At 66.7% G+C, this 23,343-nt stretch carries 23 protein-coding genes; 10 read left to right on the top strand and 13 right to left on the bottom strand.

Annotated features, from left to right (window positions below):
• Positions 1-2: 2 nt before the first annotated feature.
• The 7 genes from ACAM55_RS18730 (at position 3) to ACAM55_RS18760 (ending at position 7,349) form a co-directional block, all read left to right on the top strand.
• The gene (locus ACAM55_RS18730; RefSeq protein WP_369652980.1) at positions 3-1,001 is read left to right on the top strand and encodes a LacI family DNA-binding transcriptional regulator; all 999 of its coding nucleotides are present in this window, start codon (positions 3-5) and stop codon (positions 999-1,001) included.
• Positions 1,002-1,077: 76 nt separating this feature from the next.
• A complete protein-coding gene (locus tag ACAM55_RS18735; RefSeq protein ID WP_369656424.1) occupies positions 1,078-2,070 on the top strand; it encodes an ABC transporter substrate-binding protein in 993 nt (330 codons plus the stop codon).
• A gap of 10 nt (positions 2,071-2,080) precedes the next feature.
• Entirely contained in the window at positions 2,081-2,908 is an 828-nt protein-coding gene (locus ACAM55_RS18740) for an ABC transporter permease (RefSeq protein ID WP_369652981.1), read from the top strand.
• A gap of 12 nt (positions 2,909-2,920) precedes the next feature.
• Complete coding sequence (locus ACAM55_RS18745; protein ID WP_369652982.1) at positions 2,921-3,721, top strand: ABC transporter permease; 801 nt, start codon at positions 2,921-2,923, stop codon at positions 3,719-3,721.
• Positions 3,711-4,772 (top strand): ABC transporter ATP-binding protein, encoded by a 1,062-nt coding sequence (locus ACAM55_RS18750; RefSeq protein WP_369652983.1) that lies wholly within the window; start codon positions 3,711-3,713, stop codon positions 4,770-4,772. The genes ACAM55_RS18745 and ACAM55_RS18750 overlap by 11 nt, the downstream gene beginning before the upstream one ends.
• Complete coding sequence (locus ACAM55_RS18755) at positions 4,769-5,623, top strand: phosphodiesterase (RefSeq protein WP_369652984.1); 855 nt, start codon at positions 4,769-4,771, stop codon at positions 5,621-5,623. Before ACAM55_RS18750 ends, ACAM55_RS18755 begins: the two co-directional genes overlap by 4 nt.
• Positions 5,624-5,687: 64 nt before the next feature.
• Positions 5,688-7,349: a Na/Pi cotransporter family protein gene (locus ACAM55_RS18760; protein ID WP_369652985.1), complete on the top strand. Its 1,662-nt coding sequence runs from the start codon at positions 5,688-5,690 to the stop codon at positions 7,347-7,349.
• Positions 7,350-7,392: 43 nt separating this feature from the next.
• On the opposite strand, the gene ACAM55_RS18765 is transcribed toward ACAM55_RS18760, so the two are convergent.
• Positions 7,393-7,800 carry a response regulator transcription factor gene (locus ACAM55_RS18765; RefSeq protein WP_369652986.1) on the bottom strand — a complete coding sequence of 136 codons (408 nt, stop codon included), beginning with the start codon at positions 7,798-7,800 and terminating at the stop codon, positions 7,393-7,395.
• A gap of 123 nt (positions 7,801-7,923) precedes the next feature.
• Entirely contained in the window at positions 7,924-8,907 is a 984-nt protein-coding gene (locus tag ACAM55_RS18770; protein WP_369656425.1) for a quinone oxidoreductase, read from the bottom strand.
• 103 nt (positions 8,908-9,010) lie between these two features.
• Between ACAM55_RS18770 and ACAM55_RS18775 the strand changes: the two genes are divergently transcribed.
• Entirely contained in the window at positions 9,011-9,910 is a 900-nt protein-coding gene (locus ACAM55_RS18775) for a DMT family transporter (protein WP_369652987.1), read from the top strand.
• A 116-nt stretch (positions 9,911-10,026) separates the two neighbouring features.
• Here the strand turns inward: ACAM55_RS18775 and ACAM55_RS18780 are convergent, their stop codons facing one another.
• Genes ACAM55_RS18780 through ACAM55_RS18795 form a run of 4 tightly spaced genes read right to left on the bottom strand, consistent with a single transcriptional unit; the run spans position 10,027 to position 14,418 of the window.
• Positions 10,027-10,821 carry an SDR family oxidoreductase gene (locus tag ACAM55_RS18780; protein WP_369652988.1) on the bottom strand — a complete coding sequence of 265 codons (795 nt, stop codon included), beginning with the start codon at positions 10,819-10,821 and terminating at the stop codon, positions 10,027-10,029.
• Between the two features lie 27 nt (positions 10,822-10,848).
• Complete coding sequence (locus ACAM55_RS18785; protein ID WP_369652989.1) at positions 10,849-11,796, bottom strand: DMT family transporter; 948 nt, start codon at positions 11,794-11,796, stop codon at positions 10,849-10,851.
• 21 nt (positions 11,797-11,817) lie between these two features.
• Entirely contained in the window at positions 11,818-13,431 is a 1,614-nt protein-coding gene (locus ACAM55_RS18790) for a gamma-glutamyltransferase family protein (protein WP_369652990.1), read from the bottom strand.
• Positions 13,432-13,443: 12 nt separating this feature from the next.
• Positions 13,444-14,418 (bottom strand): Bug family tripartite tricarboxylate transporter substrate binding protein, encoded by a 975-nt coding sequence (locus ACAM55_RS18795; protein WP_369652991.1) that lies wholly within the window; start codon positions 14,416-14,418, stop codon positions 13,444-13,446.
• 94 nt (positions 14,419-14,512) lie between these two features.
• Here ACAM55_RS18795 and ACAM55_RS18800 point away from each other — a divergent pair, with 94 nt between their 5' ends.
• Positions 14,513-15,439 carry a LysR family transcriptional regulator gene (locus ACAM55_RS18800; protein WP_369652992.1) on the top strand — a complete coding sequence of 309 codons (927 nt, stop codon included), beginning with the start codon at positions 14,513-14,515 and terminating at the stop codon, positions 15,437-15,439.
• A gap of 52 nt (positions 15,440-15,491) precedes the next feature.
• Here the strand turns inward: ACAM55_RS18800 and ACAM55_RS18805 are convergent, their stop codons facing one another.
• The 7 genes from ACAM55_RS18805 to ACAM55_RS18835 all read right to left on the bottom strand — a co-directional run bounded on the left by ACAM55_RS18805 (position 15,492) and on the right by ACAM55_RS18835 (position 22,190).
• A complete protein-coding gene (locus ACAM55_RS18805; protein WP_369652993.1) occupies positions 15,492-17,006 on the bottom strand; it encodes a tripartite tricarboxylate transporter permease in 1,515 nt (504 codons plus the stop codon).
• Positions 17,007-17,018: 12 nt separating this feature from the next.
• Complete coding sequence (locus ACAM55_RS18810; protein ID WP_369652994.1) at positions 17,019-17,507, bottom strand: tripartite tricarboxylate transporter TctB family protein; 489 nt, start codon at positions 17,505-17,507, stop codon at positions 17,019-17,021.
• 119 nt (positions 17,508-17,626) lie between these two features.
• Positions 17,627-19,423, bottom strand: coding sequence for a GspE/PulE family protein (locus tag ACAM55_RS18815; RefSeq protein ID WP_369652995.1), 1,797 nt, complete (start codon positions 19,421-19,423; stop codon positions 17,627-17,629).
• Positions 19,420-20,202, bottom strand: coding sequence for a spermidine synthase (locus ACAM55_RS18820; protein WP_369652996.1), 783 nt, complete (start codon positions 20,200-20,202; stop codon positions 19,420-19,422). Before ACAM55_RS18820 ends, ACAM55_RS18815 begins: the two co-directional genes overlap by 4 nt.
• Positions 20,202-20,729, bottom strand: a complete 528-nt coding sequence (locus ACAM55_RS18825; RefSeq protein WP_369652997.1) for a DNA-deoxyinosine glycosylase — start codon at positions 20,727-20,729, stop codon at positions 20,202-20,204. Before ACAM55_RS18825 ends, ACAM55_RS18820 begins: the two co-directional genes overlap by 1 nt.
• 77 nt (positions 20,730-20,806) lie before the next feature.
• Positions 20,807-21,199 (bottom strand): hypothetical protein, encoded by a 393-nt coding sequence (locus tag ACAM55_RS18830; protein ID WP_369652998.1) that lies wholly within the window; start codon positions 21,197-21,199, stop codon positions 20,807-20,809.
• A 130-nt stretch (positions 21,200-21,329) separates the two neighbouring features.
• Positions 21,330-22,190 (bottom strand): TatD family hydrolase, encoded by an 861-nt coding sequence (locus ACAM55_RS18835; RefSeq protein ID WP_369652999.1) that lies wholly within the window; start codon positions 22,188-22,190, stop codon positions 21,330-21,332.
• Between the two features lie 91 nt (positions 22,191-22,281).
• On the opposite strand from ACAM55_RS18835, the gene ACAM55_RS18840 reads away from it, so the two are divergent.
• The gene (locus ACAM55_RS18840) at positions 22,282-23,298 is read left to right on the top strand and encodes a S1C family serine protease (RefSeq protein ID WP_369653000.1); all 1,017 of its coding nucleotides are present in this window, start codon (positions 22,282-22,284) and stop codon (positions 23,296-23,298) included.
• Positions 23,299-23,343: the final 45 nt, after the last annotated feature.

A 23,343-nucleotide genomic window follows, 5' to 3' on the forward strand; every position in this document is an offset into this window, starting at 1 on the left:
CGATGAGCATCCAAGCCGTTGCAGCCAAAGCCGGAGTTTCCGTGGCCACCGTGTCGCGGGCCTTCAATTTCCCGGACAAGGTGACTCGCGCCACGCGTGAGCTGGTGGAGCGCGTGGCACGCGAACTCGACTACGTGCCGAATGCCAGCGCGCGCACCTTGCGCACCCAGCGCAGCCGCGCATTGGGCGTCGTGCTTCCTACGCTGCTGAATCCGACCTTTGCCGAGTGCCTTCAGGGCATCGCGGGCGCAGCCATCGCCGGCGGCTACGCGATCATTCCCATCACCACTGGCTACCAGCTCGCCGAAGAGGAACGCGCGGTCCACCTGCTTCTGGCCGGCAATGTCGACGGGCTGATCCTCGTGGTGTCCAACCCTTCCACTTCGGCCGCGCTCGCCCGGCTGCGCAGCGCCGGCACGCCTTATGTGTTGGCCTACAACCGGCATCCCGATCATCCTTGCGTGACCGTCGATGGCGAGGCGGCCGTGGCCGATGCGGTGGCGCGGCTGGTGCTGCTCGGCCATCGCCGCATCGCGATGGTCAGCGGCACGCTCGCGGCATCCGACCGAGCGCAGCAACGCTATCGCGGCTATCAAAAAGGCATGGCCGACGCAGGGCTCGACGCGCCTCTGCTCATCGAAGTGCCGTTTGTCGAAAGCGCAGGCCACATGCTCGCGCAGTTGCTGCAAGCCGGGGACCGGCCGACCGCGCTGGTCTGCTCGAACGACCTGCTCGCCATCCGCAGCATCCGGGCCGCGCACTTGAGCGGCCTCGACGTACCGGGCGATCTCAGCGTGGTCGGCTTCGACGGCATTGCGCTCGGCGAAGACCTCACGCCGGCGCTCACCACCATCGCGCAGCCCAACAGCGACATCGGCCGCCGCAGCGTCGAGCTGCTGGTCCAGGCGATGGCCGGCGGTGCCGCGCTGCAGGCCGACTCGAGCCTGCTGCTGCCCTGTTTCTTCCGCGACGGCGAATCGTGCGCGGCCGCCGCAACCTGACCCTTTCGTTTTCCGCCACATCAAACCAAGGAGTTCTTCCATGATGTTGTCCTTCCAGTCCTTCCGCTTTTCCCGCATGGCCCGCCTGGGCCTCCTCGCAGCCACGCTCGCCGCCGGCAGCACGGCCATGGCCCAGACCGCCATCTGCTACAACTGCCCCACCGAGTGGGCCGACTGGGGCACGCAGCTCAAGGCCATCAAGGCCAGGACCGGCGTCACCGTGCCGGCCGACAACAAGAACTCGGGCCAGTCGCTCGCGCAGCTCGTGGCCGAAAAAGCCAGCCCCGTGGCCGACGTCACCTACCTGGGCGTGACCTTCGCGGTGCAGGCGCAGAAAGAAGGCGTGGTCGAGCCCTACAAGCCGGCCGCGTGGAAAGACATTCCCGACGGCATGAAGGACCCGGCCGGCAACTGGTTCACCATCCACTCCGGCACGCTCGGCTTCATGGTCAATGTCGATGCGCTCAAGGGCAAGCCGATTCCGAAGTCGTGGGCCGACCTGCTCAAGCCCGAGTACAAGGGCCTCATCGGCTATCTCGACCCCGCCTCGGCCTTTGTCGGCTATGTCGGCGCGGTGGCAGTGAACGAGGCGCGCGGCGGCACGCTCGACAACTTCGGCCCGGCCATCGACTACTTCAAGGCACTGCAGAAGAACGAGCCCATCGTGCCCAAGCAGACCTCCTACGCGCGCGTGCTGTCGGGCGAGATCGCGATCCTGCTCGACTACGACTTCAACGCCTACCGTGCCAAGTACAAGGACAAGGCCAACGTCGCTTTCGTCATTCCGAGCGAAGGCACGCTGGCGGTGCCCTACGTGATGAGCCTCGTCGCCAAGGCGCCGCATGCAGCCGAAGGCAAGAAGGTGCTCGACTTCGTGCTGTCCGACGAAGGCCAGGCGATCTGGGCCAAGGCCTACCTGCGGCCGGTGCGCGCGGGCGCAATGCCGAAGGACATCGAGGCGCAGTTCCTGCCGGCCAGCGAATACGCGCGCGCCAAGAGCGTCGACTACGCCCGCATGGCCGAGGCGCAGCGCGCGTTCTCCGACCGCTATCTGAAGGAAGTGCGCTGAAGCGCGTGCGATGAAACCGTCGTCAGCCAATGCCTGGAACCCACGCTGGCGACTGCTCGCCTGCGCGGCACCCGCAGCCGCTTTCTTCGCGGCCTTCTGGCTGCTGCCCGTGGTGCGCCTGCTCACGCTTCCGGCGACCAAGGGCTGGGGCACCTACTTCGCGGTGCTGACCGACTCTAGCTACCTGCAGAGCATGGCCAACACCGTGGCGCTGTCGGTGGGCGTGACGCTCGCCACGCTGGTGCTCGGTGCCGCCGTGGGCATCTATCTTGCGCGCCATGCCTTCACGGGCAGGCGCATGCTGCTGTCGCTGCTCACGCTGCCGCTGTCCTTTCCGGGCGTGATCATCGGCTTCTTCGTGATCCTGCTCGGTGGACGGCAAGGGCTGGTGGCCGACATCGGCGACAGCCTGTTCGGCGAGCGCATCACCTTTGCGTATGGCCTGCTCGGACTGTTCCTGGCCTACCTGTACTTCTCGCTGCCGCGCGCCATCGCCACCTACGCGGCAGCGGCCGAGGCCATGAACGTGCAGCTCGAAGAAGCCGCGCGCTCGCTCGGCGCCTCGCGCCTGCGCGTGGCGCGCGACGTGTGGATGCCAGAGCTCGCGCCCACCACGCTCGCCTGCGGCGCGATCCTGTTCGCCACCTCGATGGGGGCGTTCGGCACCGCCTTTACGCTGGCCAGCAAGTTCGAGGTGATCCCGATCACCATCTACAACGAGTTCACCAACTACGCCAACTTCGCGCTCGCCGCGTCGCTGTCGATTGCGCTGGGCCTCGTGACCTGGCTGGTGCTGTTCGCGGCGCGACGCTTCGGGGCCAACCCGGTCGCCCGCTGAAGGAAACGCTTCATGCGAAAGAACGTGCAACCCAAGGCGCCCTTCCTGCTGGCCGTGACCGTGCTGGTGAGCCTCTTCATGATCGCGCCGATGCTGCTGTCGGTGATGGCGGGCCTGGTCAACAACTACAGCGCAGGCCTGAAGAGCGGACTCACGCTGCGCTGGCTCGGCGAGGTGTGGGAGAACTACGGCGGCACCGTCGGCTGGTCGCTCGCACTGGCGCTCGCCTGCGTGATCGGCACCGTGCTGCTGGGCGTGCCCTGCGCCTACGCGCTGGCGCGCAGCCGCACGCGGGCCGCGCACATCTTCGAAGAGTTGTTGACGCTGCCGGTTGCGGTGCCGGGCCTCGCGACCGCGCTGGCGCTGATCCTCGCCTACGGCCAGCTCACGGCTTTCCGCCAGAGCTTCGCCTTCATTCTCGTGGGCCACATGGTGTTCACGCTGCCGTTCATGGTTCGCACGGTGAGTTCGGCGCTCCAGCGCGACGATCTGCTCGCGCTCGAGGAGGCTGCCCGCTCGCTGGGCGCGAACTTCCGCCAACGCTTCATGGGCATCCTGGTGCCCGCGGTTTTCCCGGCCATCGTGGCCGGCAGCCTGATGGTGTTCACGCTTTCGGTGGGCGAGTTCAACCTCACCTGGATGCTGCACACGCCGCTCACGCGCACCTTGCCCGTGGGCCTGGCCGATAGCTACGCTTCGATGCGCATCGAGATCGGTTCGGCCTACACGCTGGTCTTTTTCGCGGTCATTCTTCCGGTGCTGTGGGGCCTGCAGTACCTTGCCAACCTGATGCAAAAACGCCATGGAACTTGAACGCATTCCCATCGACATCTCGCGCTGCGCCAAGACCTACGCCGACGGCACGCGCGGCCTGCAGCCGACCGACCTGCACGTGGAGGCCGGCGAGGTGCTTGCACTGCTCGGCCCATCGGGCTGCGGCAAGACGACGCTGCTGCGGCTGATCGCGGGGCTCGAAGCACCCGACGAAGGCAGCCGCATCGTGTTCGGCGGCCAGGACGTGACCGAGCGGCCGGTGGAGCACCGCGGCGTGGGCATGGTGTTCCAGAGCTACGCGCTTTTTCCGCAGATGACGGTGGCGGCCAACATCGGCTATGGCCTGCGCATCCGCGGCGTGGCGCCGGAAGAAGAAAAACGCGCCGTGGGCGAGCTGGTCGACCTCACGCGCCTGGGTGGCCTCGAAAACAAGCGCCCTGCCGAGCTTTCGGGCGGCCAGCGGCAGCGCGTGGCGCTGGCGCGCGCCGTGGCGGTGCGCCCACGCGTGCTGCTGCTCGACGAGCCGCTGGCCGCGCTCGATGCCAAGCTCAAGGAATCGCTGCGCGACGAGCTTGCCGAGCTGCTGCGCCGGCTGCACATCACGGCCATCCACGTCACGCACGACCAGCAGGAGGCACTGGCCATTGCCGACCGCCTGGCGGTGATGAGCGCCGGGCGCATCGTGCAGATCGGCCGCGGCGAAGAGCTGTACCGTGCGCCGGCGCATCCCTTCGTGGCGGAGTTCCTGGGCCGGGTCAACCGGCTGGAACGCGAGGCCGATGCCATCGCGCAAGGCGTTGTCCGACTCGGCGGTAGCTCCCTGCCTTGCCCACCTGCCTGGCAGAGCCATGCCATGCTCCTGGTCCGACCCGAAGACGTCGAAGTGAGCGCGCCGCGGCCGGACTGGGGCGCGGCCACGGTCGAACGCCGCACCTTCCTCGGCGACCGCGTGCAGCTGCAACTGCGCCTGCGGGACCAGCCCCTGCTGGTGGCCGATGTGGGGCGCGACACGCCTTTCGGCCCCGGCGATCCTGTGGGACTGCGCATCCAGCCCGATCGCCTGATGACGTCGCAGGAGACCAGCGTATGACGACGACAGAAGACACCACTTTCCTGGTCCAGCTGACCGACCTGCACATCCGCGAGCCGGGCCGCCTGGCCTATGGCCGCATCGACACGGCGCCCTACCTGGAGCGCGCGGTGCAATCGGTGCTCCGGCTGCCGCAGCACCCCGACGCCGTCGTCATCACGGGCGACCTGAGCGACTTCGGCCGCGCCGCCGAATACGAGCACCTGGCGCGCCTCTTGGCACCGCTGACCATGCCGGTCTACCTGATGCCCGGGAACCATGACGACCGCGACCAGTTGCGCCGCAGCTTTCCCGGCCACACCTACCTGGCGCCGGGCGTGGGCACGGCCGGCTTCGTGCAGTATTCGGTGCGCGTGGGTGCGCTGCGCCTGCTCACGCTGGACACCTGCGTGACGGGCGAGAGCCACGGCACCCTGTGCGACGAGCGCCTGGGCTGGCTCGAACAACAGCTCGACGCCTGCCGCGGCGAGCCCGTCGTCATCGCCATGCACCACCCGCCTTTCCAGACGCTGATCGGCCACATGGACGAGATCGGCCTGCTGCAGGGCGCCGAGGCATTGGAAGCGCTGGTCGCGCGGCACGGCAACGTCGAACGCGTGATCTGCGGGCACCTGCACCGCGCCATCGACGTGCGCTTCGGCGGCACCATCGCATCGACCTCGCCCGCGCCGGCGCACCAGGTCTGCCTGGACCTGTCGCCTGACGCACCCTCGGCGTGGGCGCTGGAACCGCCCGGCTTCAGGGTCCACGCCTGGTCTGCCCGCAGCGGGCGGCTGGTGACCCATTTAGCGGCTTCCGGCACATTCGAAGGCCCTTTTCCATTCCATGACAACGGCACATTGATCGACTGAGCCCCTACATGTGGAAAATGGGGCCGGAAACGAACCGAAACGAAAAGGACAGAAAACATTCCCCATGAAGCACCTCCTGAACCTGCTGGCCGCCGTTGCATTGCTGGTGTGGGGCACGCACCTCGTGCGCACGGGCGTGCTGCGCGTGTTCGGGGCCAACCTGCGCAAGATCCTGGTGCAGAGCATGCGCAACCGCTTCACGGCCGCGCTTTCGGGCATCGGCGTCACGGCCCTGGTGCAGTCGAGCACCGCCACCTCGCTCATGACCTCGTCCTTCGTGGGGCAGGGGCTGGTCACGCTCCCGGCGGCGCTGGCGGTGATGCGGGGGGCCGATGTGGGCACGGCCCTCATTGCGGTGCTGTTCTCGGCCGACCTGTCCTGGCTTTCGCCGATGTTCATCTTCGTGGGCGTGGTGCTGTTCATTTCGCGCTCGGCCAGCATGGCGGGCCGGGTGGGACGGGTGCTCATCGGCCTGGGGCTGATGCTGCTGGCGCTGCAGCTGGTGGTGGAAGCCACCGAACCCCTGTTCTCCGCGCCGGCCATGCGTGCCTTGCTGGCCTCGCTCACCAGCGACGTGCTGCTCGAAATCACCATCGGCGCCGCGCTGGCGATCGTGGCGTACTCGAGCCTGGCCGTCGTGCTGCTGGTGGCGGCCATGGCCAGTTCCAACGTGGTGCCGCTGGACGTCGCGCTCGGGCTCGTGCTCGGCGCCAACCTCGGCAGCGGCCTGCTGGCGGTGCTGACCACGGCCAAGTCGGCCGTGTCGGTGCGGCAGGTCACGGTGGGCAACCTGCTTTTCAAGGCGCTGGGGGTCGCCATCGTCACGCCGTTCGTCGGGCTCTGGCTGCGCTATGTGCAGCCGCACGTGCCGAATGCGACCCACGGCGTGGTGCTGTTCCACCTGGCGTTCAACGTGGTCATCAGCGTGGGTTTCATCGGCCTCACGCAGTGGGTGGCCAAGCTGGTCACGAAGATGCTGCCGGTGCCGCAGCAGCCGGCCACTTCCATGCGGCCGCACCACCTCGATCCGTCGGCGCTCTCGACGCCTTCGCTCGCCATCTCGAACGCGGCGCGCGAGGCGCTGCACCAGGCCGACGTGGTGGAGACCATGCTCATCGGCACGCTCGACGTGATCCGCCACAACGACCTGCGCCTGGCGCAGGAGCTGCGGCAGCTCGACGACACGGTGGACGAGCTCTACTCGGCCATCAAGTACTACATGACGCGCATCTCTCGCGAGGCGCTGGGCGAGGAAGAAAGCCGGCGCTGGACCGACATCATCAGCTTCACCATCAACATGGAGCAGATCGGCGACATCATCGAGCGCGTGATCATCGACATCGAGGACAAGAAGATCAAGCCGCAGCGCAATTTCTCCGAAGCCGGCATGGCCGAAATCGTCGAACTGCACGGGCGGCTGGTGGCCAACCTGCGGCTGAGCATGAGTGTCTTTCTGAACGGCAATGTGCGCGATGCGCAGAAGCTGCTGCAGGAAAAGGCGCGCTTCCGCGACCTCGAGCGGGCCTATGCCACCACCCACCTCGACCGGCTCTCCGACCGCACCACGCTGAGCATCGAGACCAGCTCGCTGCACATCGACCTGATCAGCGACCTGAAGAGGATCAATTCACACATCTGCTCCATTGCCTATCCCATCCTGGAGACGGCGGGTGCGCTGGCGCCGAGCCGGCTGCGTGAATCGCGGCTGGGCAAGATCGAGGGCTGATTCGCTCCCATGGCCACGGGCAGCCCGCGCCGTGCGCTCCCCATCAGTGCGTCGAAGGCGACGAAGCCGTGAACTGCTCTTGCCGGCGGCGCAGGCAGAAGTCGATCAGGTCGTCGATCTCGGTGGCCTTGTCGAACACCGCATCGGCGCCCAGCCGCGCGCATTTGCGGCGAGTCTCGGGCGTCAGGTGGTTGCTGAGCACCACCATCTTCTGCGTCGGCTCGCGGTTGCGGCAGGCTTCGAGCACGCTGAAGCCCGTGCCGTCCTTCAGGAACAGGTCCACGATGGCCAAATCCCATTGTGACGGGTTGCCGGTCAGCCAGCGTATGCCCTCGAGTTCCGATTCCGCCTGGCCCACGGGATCGACACGGGCCACTTCGCGCAACGTGCCGGCCAGGGCCTCGCGGATGGCGGGGTTGTCCTCGACGATGAAGGTTCTGACGGTGTCCATGGCGCTGGCCTTCCCAACTTTTTTGAAGGCTACAAAGTGCGCTCTTCGCAAGACGAAGGCATGACACCCCACCACGGGTAGGACACGGCTGGCCCGCCGCCGGCGCGCCAGCCGTGCTCTGCCTCAGAGCGTGAGGATGGTGCAGCCGGTGGTCTTGCGCGCTTCCAGGTCGCGGTGCGCCTGCTGCACGTCGGCCAATGCATAGCGTTGGTCGATCGGGATCTTCACCGCGCCGCTCTGCACCACCGCGAACAGGTCGTCAGCCATCGCCTGCGTGCTTTCGCGCGTGGCAATGTGCGTGAACAGCGTCGGCCGCGTCACATAGAGGGAACCCTTCGAAGCCAGCGTTCCCAGGCTGATCGGCGGCACCGGGCCCGAGCCGTTGCCGAACACCGCCAAGAGGCCGAACGGGCGCAGGCAGTCGATGGAGCCTTCCCAGGTGTCCTTGCCCACCGAGTCGTACGCCACCTTCACGCCCTTGCCGCCGGTGATCTCTTTCACGCGGGCCGCGAAGTTCTCGGTGCTGTAGTTGATGGCATGCGCCGCGCCGTATTCGAGTGCGAGCCTGCACTTGGCATCGCTGCCCGCGGTGCCGATCAGCTGCAGGCCGAGCGCCTTGGCCCACTGGCACGCAATCAGGCCGACGCCGCCGGCCGCCGCATGGAACAGGATGAAGTCGCCGGGCTGCAAGCCTTCCACCGGCAGCGTCTTCTTCAGCAGATATTGCGTCGTCAGGCCCTTGAGCATCATGGCCGCGCCGGTCTCGAAGGAGATGGCGTCGGGCAGCTTGCACACGGTCTTGGCCGGCATCACGCGCAGCTCGCTGTAGGCGCCGGGCGGCTGGCTCGCATAGGCGGCGCGGTCGCCGGCCTTGAGGTGCGCCACGCCTTCGCCCACGGCCTCGACCACGCCCGAGGCTTCCATGCCCAGCTGCAGCGGCAGCTGGAAGGGGTAGAGCCCGCTGCGCTGGTAGGTGTCGATGAAATTCAGGCCCACGGCCTTGTGGCGGATGCGTATTTCGCCCGGGCCGGGCTCGCCGACTTCCACGTCGACGATCTTCAGTTCTTCGGGACCGCCATGGCGGTCGATACGGACGGCTTTGCTCATCATCTTTGCAGTCTCCAGGCACGCGGAAAAAAGAAGAAGCGCATCGTGCCACGTTTGGCCTTGCCGCGGCGGCAGAGGGCAATGCCCGGTAGAGTCGGCGCCCATGCAGCAGCGCCTCACGCCTTCCACCGTCTTCCTGCTCACCGTGCCGCCGCTGCTGTGGGCCGGCAATGCCGTGGTCGGCCGGCTGGTGCGCGACCTGGTCTCGCCGCTCACGCTGAATTTCGTGCGCTGGGTCATTGCGTTCGCGCTGCTGCTGCCGCTCGCATGGCCGGTGGTGCGGCCGACCAGCCCCTTGTGGGCGCACTGGAAGCGCTACGCCGTCCTGGGGCTGCTAGGCATCGGCTGCTACAACGCGTTTCAATACCTGGCACTGCAGACCTCCACGCCGATCAACGTCACGCTGGTGGGCTCCAGCCTGCCGCTGTGGATGCTCGCAACGGGTGCCATCTTCTTCGGTGCCCGCGTCAGCGCACGCGAGATCGGCGGCTCGCTGCTCTCGATGCTGGGCGTGCTGCTGGTGCTGAGCCGCGGCGATTGGCGGCAGCTGCTTGCGCTGCGGCTGGTGCCGGGCGACCTCTACATGATCCTGGGCACCATCGCCTGGGCGTTCTACAGCTGGATGCTGGCGCGCACGCGCGAGCCGCAGGCCGTGCGGCAGGACTGGGCCGCATTCCTGATGGCACAGCTGGTGTTCGGCCTCGCGTGGTCGGGCGTGTTCGCAGCCGGCGAATGGACGCTGGCCGACGCCCGCATCGTGCCCGGCTGGCCGTTGTTCGCGGCGCTGGCGTTCATCGGCATCGGCCCCGCGGTGCTGGCCTACCGCTGCTGGGGCAGCGGCGTGCAGCATGCCGGGCCGCAGGCCGCGAGCTTCTTCATGAACCTCACGCCGCTGTTCGCCGCGCTGTTGTCCGCGGCCTTCCTGCGCGAGCCGCCGCACTGGTACCACGGCGCGGCATTCGCGCTGATCGTGGGCGGGATCGTGGTGTCGTCACGGCGCTGATTGAACAACGCCCCCTTCAAGCGGACACCGCGGAACCGGCTTTGCCGGGCCGCTGGCGTTGCCCCCGGCAGGGGGTGGGAGAAGCGACACGAAGTGCGCGAAGCCTGAGGGCGAGCTCAATACGTGCCCGGGTAGGCGCCGCCGTCGGCCAAAATGTTCTGCCCGGTCATGTAGCCGGCCTGCATGCTGCAGAGAAAGGCGCAGATGGCGCCGAACTCGGCCGGCGTGCCGAAGCGCCTGGCGGGAATGTTCTTCTTGCGGGCTTCCCACACGGTGTCGAAATCCTGGCCCGACTTCTGCGCCGTACCGGCCATCGTGCCCTTGAGGCGGTCGGTGTCGAAGGAGCCGGGCAGCAGGTTGTTGATGGTCACGCCCTGCGCCGCAATGGGCGTGCGCGCCACGCCGGCCACGAAGCCGGTCAGGCCGCTGCGCGCGCCGTTCGAGAGCCCAAGAATGTCGATCGGCGACTTCACCGAGCTGGACGTGATGTTGACGATGCGCCCGAAGCCGCGCTTGGCCATGCCGTCGACCGTGGCCTTGATGAGTTCGATGGGGGTCAGCATGTTGGCGTCGACGGCCTTGATCCAGGCCTCGCGGTCCCAGTTGCGGAAATCGCCCGGTGGCGGGCCGCCGGCGTTGGTGACGACGATGTCGAAGTCATGGCCCAGTGCGAACACCGCGGCGCGGCCGGCTTCGGTGGTGATGTCGGCGGCCACGTGCTTGACGAACGGCGTTGGCGAACCGGCGGCCGCAGCAGCCAGCTTCTTCGCCGCCGCCTCGAGTGCCTCGGCGCCTCGCGCCACGATGACCACGTTGACGCCTTCGCGCACCAGCGCTTCGGCGCAGCCGTAGCCGAGTCCCTTGCTCGCGCCGCACACCAGCGCGGTCTTGCCTGCAATGCCCAGATCCATGTTTGTTGCTCCTGATCTGCAGGGACGCTAGCGCCCCGTGCGTGTGAAAACGAAGATGCCCGCGATCACGAGCACCGTGCCGGCCGCGATCCACCCGGTGAACGGCTCGCCGAGTATGACCACGCCCATGAGGATGGTCGACAAGGGCCCGATCATGCCGGTTTGCGCGGCCATGGCGGGGCCGATGCGCTCGATGGCCATCATGACCATCAGGACAGGCACTGCCGTGCACAGCGTGGCGTTGAGCACCGAGAGCCAGATGACCTCGGGCGCCACCTGCATGGCAACGCTCATCGGCCGCGCGAGCACGAACTGCAGGATGCACAGCACGCAGGCCACGGTGGTGGCCAGGCCCACGAGCCGCAGCGACCCCAGGCGCTTGACGAACTCGCCGCTGTAGACGAGGTAGCCCGCATAGCTCACGGCGCTCAGGAACACCAGGAACGCACCCCAGGCTGCGGCCCCGCCGCCCTTGCCGCCGCTGCCGATCCAGAGCTCGTGCCCGAACACCAGCAGCACGCCGGCATAGCTCACGATCATGCCCAGCACCTGCGGCCGCGTGGCGCGGCGCCGGTACAGGAGCCAGCCGAACAGAAGCACCAGCGTGGGGTTGAGATAAAGGATCAGCCGCTCGAAGCTGGCCGAGATGTAGGCGAGCCCCGCAAAGTCGAGAAAGCTCGCAAGGTAATAGCCCGAGAAGCCGAGCCCGACGACGCCGAGCCAGTCACGGAAGGTGAGCGCAGGCTTGCCGCGGCCGGCCCACCACGCCATGAGCGCGAACAGGGGCAGCGCGAACAGCATGCGCAGCATGATCAGCGTGATCGCATCCACGCCGTACCGGTAGGCCAGCTTGACGATGATGGCCTTGCCGCTGAATGCGACCGCACCCAGCGAGGCAAGGACGAGGCCGGGCGCAATGCTCCTTGCGCCGCTTGCAGAAGAGGGAAAGCCGGTCTGTACGGCGGACTTGGTCATCCCTCGATCATCGCGTAGCCTTCAAAAGCCTGCAGCCACGCCATCGCGGCGCGGATCGCTGGCGGCAACGTAGCCTTCCACCGACGGATCGCCCGCGCGCCAGATGAACTGGCCGGCGCCGAAGTCCTGGTAGGAGTCGTCGATCACATCGAGATGGTGGCCGAGCTCGCGCAGGCCTTGCACGGTGTTCGGGTTCATCGCAGCCTCGACGTTGATCTCGAGCCCCGCGTTGAAGCGCCAGCGCGGCGCATCGCAGGCGGCCTGCGGGTTCTGCTTGTAGTCGAGCATGCGCACCAGCGTCTGCATGTGCCCTTGCGGCTGCATGTTGCCGCCCATCACGCCGAAGCTCATCACGGGCTGGCCGTCCTTCGTGAGGAAGGCCGGAATGATGGTGTGGAAGGGCCGCTTGCCTGGTGCCACCACGTTCGGGCTCTCGGCCTTGAGGCTGAAGCCGTGACCGCGGTTCTGCAGGCTGATGCCGAACTCGGGTTCCACGCAGCCCGAGCCGAAACCCATGTAGTTGCTCTGGATGAAGCTCACCATCATGCCGCTCTCGTCGGCGGCCGTGAGGTAGATGGTGCCGCCCTTCACGGGGTTTCCGGCCTTGAAGTCCTGTGCCTTTTTCACGTCGATGAGTTTCGCACGCGATGCGAGGTAAGCGTCATCGAGCATTTGCGCCGGGGTCACCGTCATCGACGATGGCTCCGAGACGTAGCGGTACACGTCGGCGAAGGCGAGCTTCATCGCCTCGATCTGCAAATGCTGCGAGGCGACGGAGTCGACCGGCAGCGACGCGATGTCGAATTTCTCGAGAATGCCGAGCGCGATCAGCGCCGCAATGCCCTGCCCGTTGGGCGGAATCTCGTGCAGCGTGTGGCCGCGGTAGTCGCGCGAGATCGGCTTGACCCATTCGGGCTGGTAGGCCGAGAGGTCGGCCACCGTGAGCGAGCCGCCCTGCTCCGTCGAAAACCTGGCCAGCGCTTCGGCAATCTCGCCGCTGTAGTAGGCCTCGCCCTTGGTGCGGGCAATGGCCTTGAGCGCGCGCGCCGCGGCCGTGAAGCGGAACAGCTCGCCGACCTCGGGCGCACGGCCCCAGGGCATGAACGTCCGCGCGAAGCCCGCCACCGATTCGAGCACCGGCGTGGCCGCCGCCCATTTCTGCTGCACCACCGGCGGTACCAGGTAACCGCGCTCGGCGATGTCGATGGCCGGCGCCAGCAGGTCGGCGAAAGGCAGCTTGCCGAAGCGATCGGAGAGCGCCACCCAGCCGCGCACCGCGCCTGGCACGGTCACCGAATCGATGCCGCGCATGGGCGGCGTGGCGGTATCGGCGCCGTACTTGGCCCTGAAGTATTCGGGCGTCCAGGCCTTGGGTGCAGGACCCGAGGCGTTGAGGCCATGCAGTTCCTTGCCATCCCACAGGATGCAGAAGGCATCGCTGCCAAGGCCGTTGCTCACGGGCTCGACCAGCGTCATGACGGCCGCCGTGGCAATGGCCGCATCGACGGCGTTGCCGCCTTGCTGCAGCATGCGCAGCCCCGCCTGCGAGGCGAGCGGGTGCGAGGTCGACACCACGTTGCGCGCAAAGATCGGAATGCGGGTGGAAAGGTAGGGATTGTTGAAGTCGAAGTTCATTGGGGTGGCTCGCTATTCGTTGCTGATCTTGCGCTCGACGATGATTTTTTTCCATTTGGCGGCGTCCGCGGCCACCATCTTCGCGAACTGCTCGGGCGTGCCGGCGGCCGCGGGTTCGATGCCCAGGCGCGAGAGCTTTTCTCTCACTTCGGGATCGGCCAGCGCCTCGTTGGCGGCCTTGTTGACGCGCGCCACGATGTCCGGCGGCAATCCCTTCGGGCCATAGAAGCCGAACCAGGTGTTGGACTCGAAACCGGGCAGCGTATCGGCGATCGGAGGCAGTTCGGGCGCGAGCGGGCTGCGCTTCAGCGTGGTCACGCCAAGCGCGCGCAGCCGCCCATCGCGCACGTGCGGCATGCCGGTGGGCAGCGAATCGAAGAGCACATCGACCTTGCCACTGATCAGGTCGGGAATGGCAAGCGCCGTGCCCTTGTAGGGAATGTGCGTCACGAACACGCCGGCCTGCGCCTTGAAGAGCTCGGCGGTGAGCTGCACGATGGTGCCGTTGCCGCTCGACGCGTAGTTGAGCTTGCCGGGGTTCTTCTGTGCGTAGGCGATCCATTCGCGCACGGTCTTGGCGGGCGAGTCGACCGGCACCAGCATGATGCTCGGCGCGTCGCCCACGTGCGCAATGGGCGAGAAGTCGCGCACCGTGTCGTAAGGCAGCTTGCTGGTGATGGCGGGGCCGATCGAATGCGTGCTGGTGGTGGCCAGCAGCAGCGTGTAGCCGTCGGGCGGCGCCTTGGCGGCCATGTCGGACCCGATCGCACCGCCCGCGCCCGGCTTGTTGTCGACGATCAGCGTGGTGCCCAGCTTTTCGCTCATCTTCTGCCCGAGGGTGCGCGCAAAAAGATCCGTGGCGCCGGCAGCCGGGAACGGCACGATGAGCCGCACCGGCTTGTTCGGGTAGCCCTGGGCCAGGCTGGCCGTCGATGCGGCCACGCAGAGAGCAACGGCAACCCCTTGAAGGAACTGGATTCGTTTCATGGTCTGAATTCTGGCCCGATGGAAAGCTTGCATGCTATGCAGCCGCCGGGCATCAAGCCAGATAATTCCGCTTATTCAACTATGAGCGCTGTTTATGACAAGAAACGCCTCGGAAGAGATCTCGCTGCAGCAACTGCGGGCGCTGGCGGCCGTTGCCGAATCGGGCAGCTTCACGCTCGCGGCGGAAACCCTGCAGCTGACCCAGCCCGCCATCAGCCACCTCGTCAAGCGCATGGAAGAAGAGCTCGGGCAGCCGCTGGTGGTGCGGGGCCGCCGCATCCGCTTGACGAGCGCGGGCCAGGTGATGGTCGAGACGGCTGTGCGTGCGCTGCGGCTCATCGATGAATCCGTGGACGCCTGCCGTTCGCAGTCGCAGTTGCGCGAAGGGCGGGTGGTGCTGGCGGTGGGCCACCTCACGGCGGGCGCCCTGCTGCCGCCGGTGCTCGGCCGCTTTTCGCAGAAGCACCCGACGCTCGCCACCACGCTGCTCGACAGCACCGCGGAGCAGATGATCTCGCGCATCCTCTCGCAGGAAGCCGACCTGGGCTTTGGTTCCGACATCGGGCAGAAGCACTCGGAATTGGCAACCGAGCCTCTCTTTTCCGAACGCATGGCCCTGTTCGTGCGCGACGACCATCCGCTGGCGCAGCGCGTGGTGGTCGATGCGAAGCACCTGGAGGCGCTGCCCTTCATCCACGTCAACCCCGACGCCAATGTGTGGCGCGCCGTCAGCCGCCAGCTCTCCAGCATGGCCAACGTCTATCCACGCGTGGTGCACCACGTGTCGATGCTGTCGACGGCGTTCGGGCTCATCCAGGCGGGTGCAGGCGTGGCGCTCTTGCCGCGCTACGTGGAGGTGTTGATGCCGGGCAACCTGCGCGCCGTGGCCGTGACGCGTCCGATCCTCGAGTACCCGGTGGTCGCCATCCGCCTGGCCAAGCATCCCCTCAGCCCGGCGGCGATGGCTTTCCTCGCGATGGCAAGGCAGCACATGAAACCGCCAAGAGCCGCCAGGCCCTGAAAAAAGAAACGGCGCCCGAAGGCGCCGTTTTGTTCACTATTGCTTGGCGCGCCTAGTCAACCTCGACGAAGGCTTCTTCGCGCTTCGATTTCACGGCAGGCAGCAGCACGATCACCAGCAGCAGCAGTGCGGCAGCCAGCAGGCTGGCGGAGATCGGGCGCGTGACGAACACGCTCCAGTCGCCACGCGACAGCAGCAGCGAGCGGCGCAGGTTCTCTTCCATCATCGGCCCGAGGATGAAGCCCAGCAGCAGCGGCGCGGGCTCGCAACCCAGCTTGAAGAAGGTGTAGCCCACCAGGCCGAAGATGCCCACCATCCAGATGTCGAAGGTGTTGTTGTTGGTCGAGTACACACCGATGGCGCAGAACAGCACGATGGCCGGGAACAGGAACTTGTAGGGCACCGACAAGAGCTTGATCCACATGCCGATCAGCGGCAGGTTCAGGATGATCAGCATCGCATTGCCCAGCCACATCGAGGCGATCAGGCCCCAGAACAGCTCGGGGTTGCTGGTCATCACCTGCGGGCCCGGCTGGATGTTGTGGATGGTCATCGCGCCCACCATCAGCGCCATCACGGCGTTGGGCGGAATGCCCAGCGTCAGCAACGGGATGAAGGAGGTCTGCGCGCCGGCGTTGTTGGCCGACTCGGGAGCCGCCACGCCGCGGATGTTGCCCTTGCCGAAGGGCACTTCGCCCGGCTGCAGCTTGGTCTTCTTCTCGATCGTGTAGGCCGCAAAAGCCGCCAGCAGCGCGCCGCCACCGGGCAGGATGCCGAGCGCCGAACCCAGCGCCGTGCCACGCAGCACGGCGGGGATCATGCGCTTGAAGTCTTCCTTGGTCGGAAACAGGCCCGAAACCTTGGCAGTGAACACTTCGCGCTCGTCATCGGGGCGCGAGAGGTTGGCAATGATTTCGCCGTAGCCGAACACGCCCATGGCAATGGCCACGAAGCCGATGCCGTCGGTCAGTTCCGGAATGTCGAAGCTGTAGCGCGCCACGCCGGAGTTCACGTCGGTGCCGACCAGGCCCATCAGGAGGCCCAGCACGATCATTCCGATGGCCTTGAGCAGCGAGCCCGAGGCCAGCACCACGGCACCGATCAGGCCCAGGATCATCAGCGAGAAATACTCGGCCGGGCCGAACTTGAAGGCCAGCTCGGTCAGCGGCGGTGCAAAGGCCGCCAGGATCAGCGTGCCCACGCAGCCCGCGAAGAACGAGCCCAGGCCCGCCGCGGCCAGCGCGGGGCCTGCGCGGCCCTTGCGCGCCATCTGGTAGCCGTCGATCACGGTCACCACCGAGGACGATTCGCCCGGCAGGTTCACCAGGATCGCGGTGGTCGAGCCGCCGTACTGCGCGCCGTAGTAGATGCCGGCCAGCATGATCAGCGCCGACACGGGCGGCAGCGCATACGTGGCCGGCAGCAGCATCGCGATGGTCGCGACCGGGCCGATGCCCGGCAGCACGCCGATCAGTGTGCCCAAAATGCAGCCGACCAGGCAGTACAGCAGGTTGGTGAAGGTAAAGGCAACGCCAAAACCCATCGAGAGGTGTTCAAACAATTCCATTTGCGCGCTTTCTCAACCGGTGATGAAGGTCGGCCAGACCTGGATCTGCAGCTTGAGCGCCCAGATGAAGGCCACATAGCTGCCGATGGCCAGCACGGTGGCCAGGATCAGCACGCTTGGCAGCTTGAACTCGTGGCCCGCGAGGCTCGAGATGATCACGAGCGCGTAGATCGCGATGATCATTCCCATGGCTGGCACGCCGATGCTTGGCAGGCCGCCCAGCAAGATGCCGAATGCGAGGTTGGCACCCAGGATGAACACCACCTGCTTCCAGGCCCACTTGCCGATCTTTTCGCCGTCGGCGGTTTCAACGGTCAGGCCGCTGAACATGATCCCCAGGCCGATGACGGCCATCAGGATGCCCAGCATCAACGGGAAATAACCCGGCCCCATGCGGGCGCCGCTGCCTACGCTGTAGGTGGTGGCGCCCCATGCGAACGCCGTTCCTACGACCGTAAACATCAGGCCCGAGAAAAAGTCTTTCTGACTCTTGATTTTCACGAACAGTCTCCTCGAACAAATTTCGATGCGAGATTGTCGAGTCAGCTGGTGGTCAGCCCGATGTGGATTCCACTAACCGAAAGGCTAGGGATAACCCCCAGGGCTCGGGCCAGGGGCCCTCACTCGAGCGGGGGGGTCGCGCTCAGCACTTCCTCGATGGTGGTGACGCCTTCGGCCACGCGCAACGCGCCCGCCAGGCGCAGCGGCCGCATGCCGTCGATCACGGCTTGCCGGCGCAGCCCTGCGAGGTTCGGCTCCTTGGTGACCTGGGCCTTGAAGTCTTCGCTGATGCTCAGCAGTTCGTACAGGCCCATGCGCCCCATGTAGCCGGTCATGCGGCAATCGACGCAGCCCACGGGCTTGTAGGCGCGCACCGAGCCGGTGATCTGCCATGGCTTGACGATGGTCTCGAGCTTCTCGCGCGTGACCGTGTCATCGGGCTGCTTGCAGTTGGGGCACAGCGTGCGCACCAGCCGCTGGGCCAGCACGCCGAGCATCACGGCATTGATGAGGTACGAGGGCACGCCCAGTTCCATCATGCGCGTGATGGCGCTGGGCGCGTCGTTGGTGTGCAGCGTGCTGAACACCAGGTGGCCGGTGAGCGCGGCCTGCACCGCCATCTCGGCCGTGGCCAGGTCGCGGATTTCGCCGACCATGATGATGTCGGGGTCCTGCCGCATCAGCGCGCGCAGGCCTTCGGTAAAGCCGAAGTCGAGCTGCGGCTGCACCTGCGTCTGGTTGAACGAGGGCTCGATCATTTCGATCGGGTCTTCGACCGTGCTCACGTTGACTTCTTCGGTCGCCACGCGCTTGAGCGTGGAGTACAGCGTGGTGGTCTTGCCCGAACCCGTGGGGCCCGTCACCAGGATGATGCCATTCGGTCGCGTGACGAGCTGCTCCCAACGATGCGCGTCGTGCTGCGCGAAACCGAGCGCGTCGAGGTCCTTCACGGCCGTGTCGGGATCGAAGATCCGCATCACCATCTTCTCGCCGAATGCGGTGGGCAAGGTGGACAGGCGCATCTCGACCTCGTCGCCGCGCATGTTGCGGGTCTTGATGCGGCCGTCGAGCGGGCGGCGCTTCTCGACCACGTCCATGCGGCCCAGCAGCTTGATGCGCGACACCATCGCGTTCATCACGCCCATCGGCATCTGGTAGGCCGGGTGCAGGATGCCGTCGATACGGAAGCGGATCACGCCCTGCTCGCGGCGCGGCTCCAGGTGGATGTCGCTCGCGCGCTGGTCGAAGGCGTATTGCCAGAGCCAGTCGACCACCTGCACCACGCTCTGGTCGTTGGCGTCCAGCTGCTTGGTGCTCTTGCCCAGTTCCACCAGCTGTTCGAAGCTCGCGCCGCCGGTGTTGCCGCCGGCTTTCTGCGCGGCACGCACCGACTTGGCGAGCGCAAAGAACTCGGCCGTATAGCGCTGGATGTCGGTCGGGTTGGCCACCACGCGGCGCACCGTGCGGCGCGACTGGCGCTCCACTTCGGCGATCCAGTCGGTCAGGAAGGGTTCGGCCGTGGCCACTACGACCTCATTGGGCAGCACCTGCACCGGCAGCACCTTGTGGCGCTCGGCATAGGCCGCGCTCATGGTGTCGGCCACCTTGCCCACGTCGACCTTCAGCGGGTCGATGCGCAGGTAGGCCAACCCCGCGCGACCGGAAAGCCACTGCGTGAGCATTTCGAGATCGAGCGGCTTGCCGTCGCTTTCGCGCGTCATGGCCACGTTGGCCAGCCGCACCAGGGGCGCCTGCCGGCTCTCGGCCTGGGCGCAGCGCGCGATGGTGCGCTTGGCTTCCACTGGCGAGATCACGCCGTCGGTGGCGAGCCATTCGATCAGGCGGCGCAGGTCGAGCGGGCCTTCGTGTCGGGCAGCCTTCGAGGCGGGGGCGGGAACAGCGGGAACAGCGCTCATGGGCCGGACGGTCGGGTGAGAGTGGGATTCAGCGGTTTGAAGACACGCAGCCATTTCGGCGCGGGCAAGGCCCATCGAGTCTGGATCGTTTGGGCACGCTCGGCAAGGGCTTCGCGCTTCGGGCGGCTCGGCGTGCGCTGTGCCAGCACCACCGTGTTGCCTTCGCGCGTCGGCTTGAAGGCCCAGACCGCATCGGCCCCGAATGCGCCGGCGATTTTCTCCAGGCTGCGCTCGTAGCTCGACGAGCGGCCGAAAAGATTGACCGTCATGCAGCCGTCTTCAGTGAGCAACGCACGGCAATCGGCGTAGAAATCTTCGCTGTCGAGCACCGGCGCGGCCGCTTCGTGGTCGTACAGGTCGACCTGCAGGGCGTCGACCGTGCCATGCCATTCGGGTTTGCGGATCTCGAGCGCCGCATCGGCAATGACCACGCGCAGCTTCGGGTCGTCGGCCGGCAATTTGAACCAGCCGCGGCAGGCCGACACCACCTGCGGATTCAGTTCCACCGCGGTGGTGCGCATGCGCAGGGTCTTGCGGCAGAACTTGGTGAGCGTGGCGGCGCCGAGGCCGAGCTGCATCGCATGGCGGTTTGCCACGCTCTTGGGGTCGCCGAACAGCAGCCAGGCCATCATGCGCTGGACGTATTCGAGCTCGATTTCGAAAGGCGCATCGAGCTTCATGGAGCCCTGGACCCATTCGGTGCCGAGATGCAGGTAGCGGATGTCGCCCCAGTCGGAAAAATTGACTTCGGGGAGAACGGGAGTTTTGCTCGTGGCCATCAAAGAAGGTGGTGGGCGACAAAGACCTCGCGCCAGGCTGCGAGCTTGCGCTCGAAGCTCCACGACGCGTTGGCGGGGCTGGTGGAAGGCAGCTGGTAGACCGGCACGCCCAGGGTGCGCGTGTGGCGCGCATGCTTGAAGCTCTCGCCGCCGTTGTGCGCAATGGCAGCCAGCCGGGGCAGGTGCAGCCCCGCGATGTCGTTGGCCACGGGCGCGCGAATGGCGGAGTCGAGGCTGCCCTCGCGCTCGCAGGCGGCGTACACGTCCCACACGCCCAGGCCGCGGTCGAGCAGCCATTTTTTCTTTTGGGGGTAGCTGTCCGCGCCCATCGGGAGCGGGTGGTGGGGCCAAACGGCTTGCAAGATTTTCCAGAACTGATTTTGCGGATGCGCATAGTACTGCTGCTGCTCGAGCGACCGGACGCCCGGGAAGCTGCCGAGGATCAGCACGACGGTCGCGGGCGAGACGACGGGTGCGAGGCCCGTGAGCACCGCGCTGGCGGTGTCGGGTGCGACAGGTGAATTCATGGGGCGGTATCTTGGCACTGTCGCCGCCCATGAAAAAACCCGCCGAAGCGGGTTCTTTCGTCGAGGCCGAAGCCAACTTACTTCTTGGCGGCTTCGTTCTCTGCGGTGCCGGGGATCTTCTCGCCGATGGCCTTGCCGGTGCTGCGCATGCCGTCGGCCGTCTTGTGGCCAGCGGTTTCAACGGCGTCGCCGGTCTTCACGGCCACCTTCTTGGTGGCGGTGGTGGCCTTCTTGGTGGTGCGCTTGGTCGCGTTCCAGGCCTTCTTGGTGCCGCGCTCGGTGGCGTTCACGGCCTTCTTGGTCGTGCTCTTGGTCGCATCGACCGCGTCCTTGCCGGCTTCCTTCACCTTTTCAGTCGTGGTGGGTTCGGCAGTTGCGGGCGCCGCGGTTTGCGCCACGGCGGAAACGCCGATGGAGGCAAGCGCGAGGGCGAGGACAACAGGCACGGTGCGAATGAAAGATCTGCTCATGTGAAGACTCCTTTTGGATGAAGTGTTGGAGTGACGGAGTTGCCACTGAACAAGCAACGCCACTTCGAACATCAAGGATGACAGCAAAAATGCGGGCCTCGCTTGCGCAAGCGCAAGACGGGACATCGGCCTACGCGCGGTGCGGCCTGGCTTCCGACAATGCGAGAAGACTTTCGAGCCGAGGCAGGGCTTCGACGGCGTTCTGGGTGGTGGCCCGGGCCAATTCGTCGACTCCGATGCCGCGCAATGTCGCCACCACTTCGGCGATCCGCGGCAGTTCGCCGGGTTCGTTGCGGCCCTGCGGTTCGCCGGCTGCGCGTTGTGCCTGCGTGCGGTAGATCCAGTGGGGCTGGATGTCGGGCGCATCGGTTTCCATCACGATCGATTCGAGCGGCAACGTGGCGGCCAGCCGCTGCAGCTGCAACGCGCGCTCGAAGGTCACGGCGCCGCCGAAGCCCAGCTTCAGGCCGATGTCGATGCAGGCCTTGGCCTGCTGTTCGCTACCGTTGAATGCATGGGCAATGCCCCGCCAGGGCCGTCCTGCCGAGGTCTGCCGCAGATGCTTGAGCACCTTGTCGACCGAGCGACGCACGTGGATGAGCACCGGCAAATCGTATTTGCGCGCGAGTTGCAACTGAGTGTGAAAAAAGTGCTCTTGCTTGTCGCTGTCCAGCCCCTCCACGAAGTAGTCCAGCCCGATCTCGCCGACCGCGACCAGCCGGGGATCGCCCCGGCGCGCGGCGAGTTCGGCGTCCAGTGTTTCCAGGTCGGACTCTTGCGCATTGCCGGTGCACAGCGGGTGGATGCCGAGTGCGTACGCATCGCCCTGCATCCGCGCGAGTTCGCGCACCGTGGCAAAGTTGAAGACGGCCACGGCAGGAATGACACACAGTGCCACGCCCCGTCCGGCGGCCCGTGCGCGGATGACCGGCATCTCTGCACCGAATTCGGGCGCATCGAGGTGGCAGTGGGTATCGACGAATGCAGCCATGGCGAGATGATGCCCGAAGGGATGCAAGGCAGAAGAAAGCGTGCTACTGTGACTCCCTGATCACCCGTCATCCCTTGCCGGAGGTGTCCCGATGCGCAGGCCCGCTTTGTACAGCCGTTCGCCCGGCACGCAGCCGCAAGCGGCCGACTCCACGGCCGGCCAGGTTGCCGTGCCATCGCCCGAGGCCGCAGGCAACGGCGCGCCGCCCGGTTCTCCCGACTCCCCCCCTTCTGCAAAACCCGCCAAGGCCGGCTGGCAGCCGGGCCGTCGCAGTTTTGCGTTCGTGGTGGTCCTCAGCGCCGCGCTCGCTGCCGGCGGCGCCACCTGGTGGCCCCGGCACGGCGCCAAGGCGCTGACGCAAAAGGACATCGATGCGGCCGTGCTGCGCACGCTGCAGACCCACACGCTGCCCTCCCCGGCCGCGAAGGCTGCCGAAATCGTGCGGCCCTCCGTCGTACGCGTGGTCGGCTACGGCACAGAGAAAGCCACGCCCGAGGCCAAGATCCAGAAGCGCGGCCGCAATCTGGCCAAGGGCAAGCTGCCCGAAGCGGACGCGCCGCCGGGTGAAGTCGAGCGCGGCGTGGGCACCGGGGTGGTCATCGTCGACAAGGGCGTGATCCTCACCAACCTGCATGTGGTGGCAGGCGCCGAGACCATCAAGGTGACGTTCGCCGACGGGCTCGAAGCGGTGGCCACCATCACCGGCGTGCAGCCCGAGAACGACCTCGCGGTGCTGCAGGCCCAGAAGATTCCAGATGACCTCATTCCCGCGGTGATGCGCTCGACCGCCGATCTGCAACCCGGCGACCAGGTGGCCGCCGTCGGCTTTCCGTTCGGCATCGGGCCGTCGGTATCGGCCGGCGTGGTCTCGGGCCTGAAGCGCTCGTTCCGCTCGCCCGAGGGCAAGCAGGAGCTTGGCAACCTGATCCAGTTCGATGCGGCGGCCAACCCCGGCAATTCGGGCGGACCGCTGATCAACATGGACGGCGAGGTGCTCGGCATCGTCACCGCCATCCTCAATCCGACACAGCAGCGCACCTTCATTGGCATCGGATTTGCAGTGCCGATTGAAAACGCGGCCTCGGCCGCCGGGTCGCCGCCGTTCTAGACCCACAGGCCCCGCACCACGCCCCAGCTTTCGATCGTTCATTCA

It is taken from the genome of Variovorax sp. V213 (genome assembly GCF_041154455.1).
Classification (GTDB): domain Bacteria; phylum Pseudomonadota; class Gammaproteobacteria; order Burkholderiales; family Burkholderiaceae_C; genus Variovorax.

What these genes read in the sequence shown, in the direction of transcription:
- ACAM55_RS18730 (WP_369652980.1), top strand. Translation starts at nt 3, where the DNA reads ATGAGCATCCAAGCCGTTGCAGCCAAAGCCGGAGTTTCCGTGGCCACC.
- ACAM55_RS18735 (WP_369656424.1), top strand. Translation starts at nt 1,078, where the DNA reads ATGGCCCGCCTGGGCCTCCTCGCAGCCACGCTCGCCGCCGGCAGCACG.
- ACAM55_RS18740 (WP_369652981.1), top strand. Translation starts at nt 2,081, where the DNA reads ATGAAACCGTCGTCAGCCAATGCCTGGAACCCACGCTGGCGACTGCTC.
- ACAM55_RS18745 (WP_369652982.1), top strand. Translation starts at nt 2,921, where the DNA reads ATGCGAAAGAACGTGCAACCCAAGGCGCCCTTCCTGCTGGCCGTGACC.
- ACAM55_RS18750 (WP_369652983.1), top strand. Translation starts at nt 3,711, where the DNA reads ATGGAACTTGAACGCATTCCCATCGACATCTCGCGCTGCGCCAAGACC.
- ACAM55_RS18755 (WP_369652984.1), top strand. Translation starts at nt 4,769, where the DNA reads ATGACGACGACAGAAGACACCACTTTCCTGGTCCAGCTGACCGACCTG.
- ACAM55_RS18760 (WP_369652985.1), top strand. Translation starts at nt 5,688, where the DNA reads ATGAAGCACCTCCTGAACCTGCTGGCCGCCGTTGCATTGCTGGTGTGG.
- ACAM55_RS18765 (WP_369652986.1), bottom strand. Translation starts at nt 7,800, where the DNA reads ATGGACACCGTCAGAACCTTCATCGTCGAGGACAACCCCGCCATCCGC.
- ACAM55_RS18770 (WP_369656425.1), bottom strand. Translation starts at nt 8,907, where the DNA reads ATGAGCAAAGCCGTCCGTATCGACCGCCATGGCGGTCCCGAAGAACTG.
- ACAM55_RS18775 (WP_369652987.1), top strand. Translation starts at nt 9,011, where the DNA reads ATGCAGCAGCGCCTCACGCCTTCCACCGTCTTCCTGCTCACCGTGCCG.
- ACAM55_RS18780 (WP_369652988.1), bottom strand. Translation starts at nt 10,821, where the DNA reads ATGGATCTGGGCATTGCAGGCAAGACCGCGCTGGTGTGCGGCGCGAGC.
- ACAM55_RS18785 (WP_369652989.1), bottom strand. Translation starts at nt 11,796, where the DNA reads ATGACCAAGTCCGCCGTACAGACCGGCTTTCCCTCTTCTGCAAGCGGC.
- ACAM55_RS18790 (WP_369652990.1), bottom strand. Translation starts at nt 13,431, where the DNA reads ATGAACTTCGACTTCAACAATCCCTACCTTTCCACCCGCATTCCGATC.
- ACAM55_RS18795 (WP_369652991.1), bottom strand. Translation starts at nt 14,418, where the DNA reads ATGAAACGAATCCAGTTCCTTCAAGGGGTTGCCGTTGCTCTCTGCGTG.
- ACAM55_RS18800 (WP_369652992.1), top strand. Translation starts at nt 14,513, where the DNA reads ATGACAAGAAACGCCTCGGAAGAGATCTCGCTGCAGCAACTGCGGGCG.
- ACAM55_RS18805 (WP_369652993.1), bottom strand. Translation starts at nt 17,006, where the DNA reads ATGGAATTGTTTGAACACCTCTCGATGGGTTTTGGCGTTGCCTTTACC.
- ACAM55_RS18815 (WP_369652995.1), bottom strand. Translation starts at nt 19,423, where the DNA reads ATGAGCGCTGTTCCCGCTGTTCCCGCCCCCGCCTCGAAGGCTGCCCGA.
- ACAM55_RS18820 (WP_369652996.1), bottom strand. Translation starts at nt 20,202, where the DNA reads ATGGCCACGAGCAAAACTCCCGTTCTCCCCGAAGTCAATTTTTCCGAC.
- ACAM55_RS18825 (WP_369652997.1), bottom strand. Translation starts at nt 20,729, where the DNA reads ATGAATTCACCTGTCGCACCCGACACCGCCAGCGCGGTGCTCACGGGC.
- ACAM55_RS18830 (WP_369652998.1), bottom strand. Translation starts at nt 21,199, where the DNA reads ATGAGCAGATCTTTCATTCGCACCGTGCCTGTTGTCCTCGCCCTCGCG.
- ACAM55_RS18835 (WP_369652999.1), bottom strand. Translation starts at nt 22,190, where the DNA reads ATGGCTGCATTCGTCGATACCCACTGCCACCTCGATGCGCCCGAATTC.
- ACAM55_RS18840 (WP_369653000.1), top strand. Translation starts at nt 22,282, where the DNA reads ATGCGCAGGCCCGCTTTGTACAGCCGTTCGCCCGGCACGCAGCCGCAA.